The organism is Microbacterium sp. MPKO10 (assembly GCF_026107415.2).
GTDB lineage: Bacteria > Actinomycetota > Actinomycetes > Actinomycetales > Microbacteriaceae > Paramicrobacterium.
In genome coordinates, this window is the sequence record NZ_JAPCHX010000006.1 from 536,607 (window position 1) to 544,717 (window position 8,111).

An 8,111-nucleotide genomic window follows, 5' to 3' on the forward strand; every position below is an offset into this window, starting at 1 on the left:
CTTCTATCCTATCATCTGCGTTTCGGGCCGAGCGAGCTCAAGCAGCTCTTCGGCATGGGCGCGGCCGGAGTCGCTGTCGGCCAAGCCGGACAGCAGACGGGTCATCTCAGCCGTCCGCGCATCGCCGTCCAGCCGCGTGACGCTTGACGCCGTCACGAATCCGTCGCTCTCTTTCACAACCGAGAGATGGTTGGTGGCGAATGCGGCGACCTGCGCGAGGTGGGTGACGACAATGACCTGCGAATGCTGTGCCAGTCGGGCGAGTCGTCGCCCGATCTCGATTGCGGCTGCCCCGCCCACTCCGGCATCCACTTCGTCGAACACGTAGGTCGGCACAGGGTCGGATGCGGCGATCACAACCTCGATCGCGAGCATCACGCGCGACAGCTCACCGCCGGATGCGCCCTTCGCGAGCGGCCTCGGTTCGCTACCGGCGTGGGGGCGCATGAGGAAGGCGACGTCGTCGCGACCGGAACGCGTGTACTCCCCTGCGTCCGACACCTCGATCAGGACGGCGGCATCCGGCATCGCCAGCTCGGTGAGCTCGTCGCTGATGGCGGCCGAGAGCCGGGATGCTGTGCGCGTCCGCTCATCAGTGAGGGCGGATGCTGCATCAGCGAGCTCACGCGCATCGGCGTCGACCTGCTCGGTCAGCGTCTCGATGCGCTCGGAGTCGGTGTCGAGCTCGAGAAGCCGTGCGCTCCCCCGCTCCAGCGTTTCGATGACATCGTCGAGCGTCGGACCGTGTTTGCGCACGAGCGTCGCCAGAAGGGCGCGGCGTTCGTTGATCGCCTCGAGCTCGTGGCTGTCGTCGGCATCGAGCGAAGCAAGGTAGCTGGAGAGATCCCCCGCAGCCTCGGAGGCAAGATAGCTGAGGTTCTGCAGCTGATCGGCGATGGGCTGCAGTGCGTCGTCGATGCTCGTGACGCGTTCGAGTGAGCGACGTGCGTTCTCGATCAGCGCGAGGACGTCATCGCCCTCAGCCAGTTCTGTCGAGACGGCCTCGCGTGCTCCGGCCGCAGCCAGACGCAGCTCCTCGAGGTTCGTCAGGCGCTCGGCGGTGGCCGCGAGCTGGTCGTCTTCGCCGGGCTGTGGAGCAGCCTGCTCGATTTCGTCCATGGCCGCACGCAGATCGTCGGCTTCGGCCTGCCGCGCGTCCCTGTCCTGCAGGAGCGTCTCAAGATCTGCGGAGTTCTTCTGCCACCGGTCAAAGATGTCGCGGTATCGGGAGCGAACGGCGGCGAGCTCGTCTCCGGCCGCGCGGTCGAGTGCGTCCCTCTGCGCTGAGCGTGACCGAAGCCTGATTTGCTCGGATTGGCCGTGGACGGCGACGAGGCTGCCGCTCAAGTCAGAGAGCACGCCGACGGGAGCGCTGCGCCCGCCGACCTGCGCCCGACTGCGCCCCTCAGCGGTGACGGTGCGTCCCAGCGTCAGTTCCGCTTCTCCGGCGTCGCCGAACGGGTCGATGTCGCCGCCGGCCTCGGCGACCCGCTCGGCGACAGCCCCGTCCTCGGGCACAACCCAGCGGCCATCGATCCGCGCGTTCGCGGCGCCCGATCGGACGGTCGCCGCATCGGCACGCCCGCCGAGCAGCAGCCCGAGTGCGGTCACGACCATCGTCTTTCCCGCTCCCGTCTCGCCGGTGATCGCTGTGAAGCCGGTGCCTAGCGGCAAGCTCGCCCGCTCGATCACGCCCAGGTCGGCGATCTCGATTTCCTCGATCATGCGGCAGGCCCCCTCCACCCGCTGACGGGAAGGTGGAACTTACGCACGAGGCGGTCGGTGAAGGGGCTGTCGTGCAGACGCGCAAGCTTCACGGGCTTCGCCGAGCGCTCGACGTTCACACGTGAGCCCGGTTCGAGCTCAAATGTTCGCCTGCCGTCACACCACAGCACGCCAATGCCGTCGCTGCGCCCAAGCACGTCGATCGCGAGAGTGGAGTCCGGCGCGATCACGATCGGCTTGGCGAACAGTGCATGCGCGCTCAACGGCACGAGGGTGATCGCCTCGACGGTCGGCCAGATGATCGGGCCGCCCGCCGAGAAGTTGTAGGCGGTGGACCCGGTCGGTGTTGAAATGACGGCGCCATCGGCACCGAATGACACGAGCGGGCGCTGATCGACCTGGACGACGAGCTCCAGCATCCGTTCACGGCTCGCCTTTTCGACGGTTGCCTCATTGAGCGCCCAGGTCTCGTAGACAACGCTGCCGCCGATTGTGACGGAGACGGCGAGCGTCATGCGCTCTTCAACAGCGTAATCCCGCTCGACAACACGCTGCACCGCGTTTGCGAGGTCGTCGCGCTCAAGCTCGGCGAGGAAGCCGACGTGCCCAAGGTTGACGCCGAGAAGCGGAACGGCATGGTCGTGCACGAGCTCGGCTGCCCGCAGAATCGTGCCGTCACCGCCGAGGACCATCACGAGTTCAAGCTCGTCAACGCGCAGCTCTTCAAACGACGCAACACCAGACAGATCGGCACCGGCCCGATCGAGCTGCTCACGCTCATCGGCGACGAGAACGGGGCGGATGCCGGAATCACGCAGTTTTCCGATCACACTGGCGGCGGCCTCGATAGAGTCGCTGCGCCCGGTATGCGACACGACCAGGATGGACCGCAGCGTTGTCATTCGGCACCTCCCGCAAGTTGTTCGGCTCGCAGCATCCATTCTGTCGGATTAGAGCCGCGCTGTGCGTGCATGTGGACAAGGTACTCGGCATTGCCGTGCGTGCCGATGACCGGCGAGCGTTCGAGCCCGCACACGCCGAGGCCTGCGTCCCAGCCGGCCCAGAGCACAGACTGCACGGCATCGATGCGACGGCCGGCGTCACGAACGATCCCCTCGCGCACTCCCGATCGGCCGACTTCGAACTGCGGTTTGATGAGCAGGATCACGTCGGCATCGACAGGGAGCGTCTGCGCCAGAGGGGCGAGAACGTAAGCGAGCGAGATGAACGAGAGGTCCCCGACGACGAGGTCAGGCTTATCGGCGGTGCCCGCAGCCTGTGCCAGCGTGTCGGCGCTGAGCTCGCGAACGTTGAAGCCTTCGACGACGCGCACGCGAGGGTCGCCGCGCAGCGTCGGGGCCAGCTGGTCGTGGCCCACATCGAGAGCGATGACCTCGCGGGCGCCGCGCTCGAGAAGCACTTGGGTGAATCCGCCGGTCGATGCTCCGATATCGAGAGCCAGTCGTCCGTCAACTGGGCAGTCGAAGCTCTCCAGCGCAGAAATAAGCTTGTGAGCGGCGCGGCTCACGTAGTGGTCGGCACCGGATACGGAGATCTGCGTCTCGCCCGTCACGGGGGTCGACGGCTTCACGACGGAGCGGCCGTCAACCTCGACGCCACCTGCGGTGATGAGCGTCACCGCGACGGCACGGGAACGCGCGAGGCCGCGCTCAACAAGTGCGGCATCCAGCCGTCGCGCCGTCACCGTCCGGTGCCCTCGTGGTCGCTCCCCTCGAGAACGGTGCTCAGCTCGTCGTGCAGACGAGCGTAGGCGTCGGCGCGCTCAGAAAGTGGGCGCTCCTCGATCAGCGACAATCGCGACACGAGTGCGTCCGGGTCGAGTGTGCCCTGCTCTTCGTCGTTCGTCACACCCTTAGGCTACAAGCTCATCGGCGACGCGCCGTGCAGGCTCGCTCACGCGTAGAGCCGCTCGGGCACGTTGAATCCGAAGATCTGTCGTCCGCTCCCCCAAATCACGGCACTCGCGGCACGCAGGCGGTCTAACGCAGACGAACCCTCGCGGGCGATCTCGATGTCAGTCCCGCGAGCGATCCGAACCACGGAGTCGCCGACGCGCGCTTCGGTGCCGTCACGCGAGTATTCGGTCACCGGATACGGTTCGAAGAGGCCGCGAAGGTCAGAGACGACGTAGTCGGGCCGACCGCCTTCGGGAGCAGCAAGGACGTGCTTGGCCTGATCGACTCCGGTCAGCACAAGCAGCGAGTCGATTCCCGCACGGTTCGCCCCGAGGATGTCCGTATCGAGCCGGTCGCCGATGAACAGCGGATGCTGCGCGTCAAACCGCAGCTTCGCTTCCTCGAAGATGGGGACTTCCGGCTTGCCTGCGACCTCTGCGAGTCGCCCGACAGCGGTGTGCACAGCCGACACCAGCGTGCCGTTTCCCGGCGCAATGCCGCGTTCACGAGGGATCGTCCAGTCAGTATTGGTGGCGATCCACGGCAGATCGTTGGCCTCACGGCCGTCCTGCAGCGCGTATGCCGCCTCGGCGAGCTGCGCCCAATCCACGTCCGGCGCAAAACCCTGGACGACAGCATCCGGTCCGTCGTCGGCCTGTCGTGTCACGCGGTAGCCGGCCTTGGTCAGTTCGTCGATGAGGCCTTCGCCTCCCACAACGAGCACAAGCGCGCCGTCGGCCACGCGCGTGCGCAGCAGACGGACGGCGGCCTGCGGACTCGTGATGACGTCTCGCGCCGTCGCTGTGAGTCCGAACCCGCGCAGCTGCTCGGCGACCGCGGCGTCGGTGCGGGAGGCGTTGTTCGTGATGTAGCCGACGCAGATGCTCTCGGCCACCCGTGTCAGACTCTCGATAGCGTGCGGTATCGCATCGTGGCCGGCGTACACGACGCCATCCAGGTCGGCGAGAACCGCATCTACACCGTCAAGCGGCATCACGGTCTTACTCTTGCGTCGGCCCAGCACCGTCGGCATCCTCCTTCGCATCAGCTGATGTCTCGTCAGGTGCCGCAGCTGCTGACGTCTGGTCCTCAGACACGGCGATGGCAGGAGCCGTTCTCTCCGGTTCCTCGGCGTCGGCTTCTGGCACCGTGTCGTCTGCCTCTGCTGCTGTGTCTGGCGCTTCTGCTGGGTCATCGGCGGCCGGTTCCGCGACAGTCAGTTCTGCGTCCGTGTCAGCAGTCTCGGACATAGCCTCGCGCGGACCCGCATTCTCAATCGTCGCGCCGGGATCGTCCTCGGTGGACTCGCTGATGTCGACGGGAATCTCGACGTCCTCTTCGACGACGATGATGGTCTCGCCCTCCTCGACACGGTCTGCCTCATCGAGTGCGCGCGCTGCGACCTCGGCCCGTGAACGCCATGTCAGAGCTTCGTCGGTGCGACCAAGTTCTTCGAGGACCTCAGCGTAGGCGTCAAACAGGCTCGGGCTCCAACTGAAGGCCACGGCGGGGTCCAGCTGAGCGATTTGCAGCTCACTCAGCGCAAGCTCGGGCTGGCCAAGATCGAGACGTGCGCCCGACATCGCGATGGCGAGCGTCACCTGAGTCCCGACGCTCAAGGTCGACCGGTCGACAGAGCGACCCAGCTCGAGGGCGCGCTCGGGGCGGCCGACGCCGCGTTCGCTGTCGACCATGAGCGGCAGTTGCTCGTCAGACCCGCTGATGCGCCGGAATGTGCGGAGCTCACGCAGGGCCAGAGCGAAATCGCCCGTGCGATAGGCGGTGATCGCGAGTGTTTCGCGCACAACCGCGATGCGCCCTGCCCGACGTGACGCACTGACGGCATGGCGATGCGCCAGCTCGGGGTCATCATCGATCAGAAGCGCCACCATCGCGAGGTGACGCGCGACGCCTTCTGCGTTCTCTTTCGACAGCGTCTTCAGTTCGTTGCGCGCCGACTTGTTGAGGTCGGCGTCAGTGATCTCCTCGGGAATCTCAGGGTCATCGTGGTGCGGGCGCACGGAACGCAGTTCGCGCTGCCTGATCTGCTCCTCTGTGAGCTCTTCCTCACGCTCGAACGCATCACGGTCGCCACGCGCCGGGCGCCCATCGCGCGTCCACAGCTTGTCTCCTCGCCCGCGACCGTCGCGCGCACCGTCGCGCCCGCCTGCACGGCCGCCGGGGCGCTCCCCGCGACCACCGGGCCTCCGATCACCGTCGCGCTTGTCGAAGCGGCGTTCGCCCTCGCGCGGAGGACGCCGATCGCCATCACGGGGCGGACGCCGGTCACCATCACGACGCTCATATCCTCGTTCGCCGTCACGCGACGGGCGACGGTCCCTGCCCTGCCCAGAAGCACGCTCAGCGTCGCGACGATCGTGGCGACGGCCACCATCGCGGGGAGGCCGCTGGCCGCCCTCGCCCCGATCGTACCGACGCTCACCATCGCGTTGCGGGCGCCGCGCACCGTCACGGCCGTTGAATCCACGCGCGCCGTCTCGGGGAGAACGGCGATCACCGCCACCAGGGCGTCCACGATCTCCGTCACGCGGCGGCCGCCGGTCGGGCCCGCGACGATCCGGTCGCCGGTCGCCGTCAGCAGAACGAGGTCGACTTCCGTCACGGCGGTCACCGGCGCCTCGCGGTGGGCGACGGTCTGAGTGACCGTCGCGGCGATCTCCCGAGCGGCGTTCGTCGCCGCCGCGATGAGAGCCGGCAGGCCGCCCTCGATCTGATCGCGGAGCGCCTCCGCGCGCATCCCCAGAACCGCGCTCGTCACGATTTTGTCGCGGTGCGGAACCTTCTCCAGAAGCGCGCCGGGGCTCAGGCGAGCTCTCGGATTCGTCGCCGGCGTGCGTCATGAATGGTCCTCCTGGGTCGGATGCGCATATTGAGTTGATGGGATCCTCGCGGATCAAGTCTGAGTCAGTGGGAATTCTACGCCAATAAACTGGCATCATGATGAACGCTCTCTCCACGCTCCTTGCAATGCGTCGGGTTCCCGTGTTCAACGCCTCGATGGCCGGTGCTGCTGGCGTCGACCTGGCGTCAGCGGTGAGCGCCGCAGGTGGTATCGGGATGCTCGGTGTCCCCTCAACTCCCGATGCCGAGGCGCTGGATTCAGCGGGTGCTCGCCTGCACAACGAGGGCGCGGTCTGGGGAGCAGGGTTTCTCTCGTTTGCGCTCGAGACCGACCTCAGCCCGCTCACGCGCGTGCTCGCGCATCAGCCGTCTGTCGTCTCTCTCGGGTTCGGCCGTTCAGATACCGCCATCGCTGCCGTCCGTGAGACCGAGTCTGCACTCCTCATGCAAGTGGGAAACGCCGCAGAGCTGGAGCAGGCAATCGACGCAGCGCCCGACGGCATCATTGTTCGCGGCGGGGAAGCCGGTGGACATGGCCGGAACGAGATCGCCACGCTCCCCTTTCTGCAGCTCGCCCTCGAGCGTACGAACATTCCACTGTTTGCCGCCGGAGGAATCACGACGGCCCGCGGACTAGCCGCAGTTATGGCGGCGGGAGCGGCAGGTGCCTGGATTGGAACGCGATTCACCGTGGCCGAAGAGTCTGAATTTCCGGATGCTGCCAAGCAGCGTCTCGTTGCTGCGCAACCGGGTGACACCGTGTACACCCGTACCTTCGACATCGCGCAGCGAGCGTCCTGGCCCCCGCACTACGGCGGGCGAGCTCTCGTCAATGACTTCACAGACGCCTGGCATGAGTGTCTCGACCGCCTCGAGACCCGTGCCCAGGCTGACGACGCGTTTGTCGCCGACATGATCGCAGCGCGGCGGGAGGCTCGATTCGACACTGCCCCGATCTACGCGGGTGAGGGCTCCGCGCTGATGACGCGCATTGAGCCCGCCCGCGACATCATCGAGGAGCTCGCCGGCTTTCGTGCGCACCTCAGCGACGCTGCTTCGCGCTAGTACGCACGCATATACCACTCGCGGAATATGCAGTGGTTCCCGGCCTTCAGCCCAGCTTTCCCTGGGAGTGGTTAACGAGAAAATGCCGCCCGGTGAGGGGCGGCATGAGAGCTCCCAGATCCTCCGAGGGTCCTGAGCTCTGCGCTACTGATATGCATTGGATGCATGGCCCACCGGCGGAGCGGGTCATGGTGAGCAGCCCGAGGTTACGCGTGTTGTGGGTGTGGGTCGCGGCCGCGGTGCCTTCCACGAGTTGAAGGGCTCTGATCGCAGCCCACGTGATTATGCCGGTACTAGTGATGTGCCTGTACCGGTGTGGCGGTACCGGTGGCTGTCTGTACCGGTGGTGACTGTACCGGTGGCTGTCTGTACCGGTGCAGGTGGGTGTGTGGGTGGGTTAACGCAGTGAAGGCCACCCCGGGCGGGGGTGGCCTTCACGTTGTGTAAGTTAAGTCCGGCGGTGTCCTACTCTCCCACAGGGTCCCCCCTGCAGTACCATCGGCGCTGAGAGCCTTAGCTTCCGGGTTCGGAATGTGACCGGGC

At 66.6% G+C, this 8,111-nt stretch carries 8 protein-coding genes and 1 rRNA gene; 1 reads left to right on the plus strand and 8 read right to left on the minus strand.

The window, feature by feature from the left end; translation table 11 throughout:
* Positions 1-3: 3 nt before the first annotated feature.
* Genes recN through OK352_RS16135 form a run of 7 tightly spaced genes read right to left on the minus strand, consistent with a single transcriptional unit; the run spans position 4 to position 6,420 of the window.
* Positions 4-1,725: a DNA repair protein RecN gene (gene recN, locus OK352_RS16105; RefSeq protein WP_265142516.1), complete on the minus strand. Its 1,722-nt coding sequence runs from the start codon at positions 1,723-1,725 to the stop codon at positions 4-6.
* A complete protein-coding gene (locus OK352_RS16110; protein WP_265142517.1) occupies positions 1,722-2,627 on the minus strand; it encodes an NAD kinase in 906 nt (301 codons plus the stop codon). The genes recN and OK352_RS16110 overlap by 4 nt, the downstream gene beginning before the upstream one ends.
* On the minus strand, positions 2,624-3,430 hold the full coding sequence (locus OK352_RS16115; protein WP_265142518.1) for a TlyA family RNA methyltransferase: 807 nt from the start codon (positions 3,428-3,430) through the stop codon (positions 2,624-2,626). Before OK352_RS16115 ends, OK352_RS16110 begins: the two co-directional genes overlap by 4 nt.
* On the minus strand, positions 3,427-3,594 hold the full coding sequence (locus tag OK352_RS16120) for a hypothetical protein (protein WP_265142519.1): 168 nt from the start codon (positions 3,592-3,594) through the stop codon (positions 3,427-3,429). The genes OK352_RS16115 and OK352_RS16120 overlap by 4 nt, the downstream gene beginning before the upstream one ends.
* Before the next feature lie 45 nt (positions 3,595-3,639).
* Positions 3,640-4,674 (minus strand): HAD-IIA family hydrolase, encoded by a 1,035-nt coding sequence (locus tag OK352_RS16125; protein ID WP_265142520.1) that lies wholly within the window; start codon positions 4,672-4,674, stop codon positions 3,640-3,642.
* Positions 4,643-5,662: a dihydrolipoyllysine-residue succinyltransferase component of 2-oxoglutarate dehydrogenase complex gene (locus OK352_RS16130; protein ID WP_265142521.1), complete on the minus strand. Its 1,020-nt coding sequence runs from the start codon at positions 5,660-5,662 to the stop codon at positions 4,643-4,645. The genes OK352_RS16125 and OK352_RS16130 overlap by 32 nt, the downstream gene beginning before the upstream one ends.
* Positions 5,581-6,420: a hypothetical protein gene (locus OK352_RS16135; RefSeq protein WP_265142522.1), complete on the minus strand. Its 840-nt coding sequence runs from the start codon at positions 6,418-6,420 to the stop codon at positions 5,581-5,583. The genes OK352_RS16130 and OK352_RS16135 overlap by 82 nt, the downstream gene beginning before the upstream one ends.
* Positions 6,421-6,599: 179 nt before the next feature.
* Between OK352_RS16135 and OK352_RS16140 the strand changes: the two genes are divergently transcribed.
* Positions 6,600-7,568, plus strand: a complete 969-nt coding sequence (locus tag OK352_RS16140; RefSeq protein WP_265142523.1) for an NAD(P)H-dependent flavin oxidoreductase — start codon at positions 6,600-6,602, stop codon at positions 7,566-7,568.
* A gap of 452 nt (positions 7,569-8,020) precedes the next feature.
* On the opposite strand, the gene rrf is transcribed toward OK352_RS16140, so the two are convergent.
* Positions 8,021-8,111, minus strand: a 5S ribosomal RNA gene (gene rrf, locus OK352_RS16145); the annotation flags it as partial.

Excerpts from the sequence above, each read along its gene's own strand:
- OK352_RS16140 (WP_265142523.1), top strand. The coding sequence starts at position 6,600 with ATGATGAACGCTCTCTCCACGCTCCTTGCAATGCGTCGGGTTCCCGTG.
- recN (WP_265142516.1), bottom strand. The coding sequence starts at position 1,725 with ATGATCGAGGAAATCGAGATCGCCGACCTGGGCGTGATCGAGCGGGCG.
- OK352_RS16110 (WP_265142517.1), bottom strand. The coding sequence starts at position 2,627 with ATGACAACGCTGCGGTCCATCCTGGTCGTGTCGCATACCGGGCGCAGC.
- OK352_RS16125 (WP_265142520.1), bottom strand. The coding sequence starts at position 4,674 with ATGCCGACGGTGCTGGGCCGACGCAAGAGTAAGACCGTGATGCCGCTT.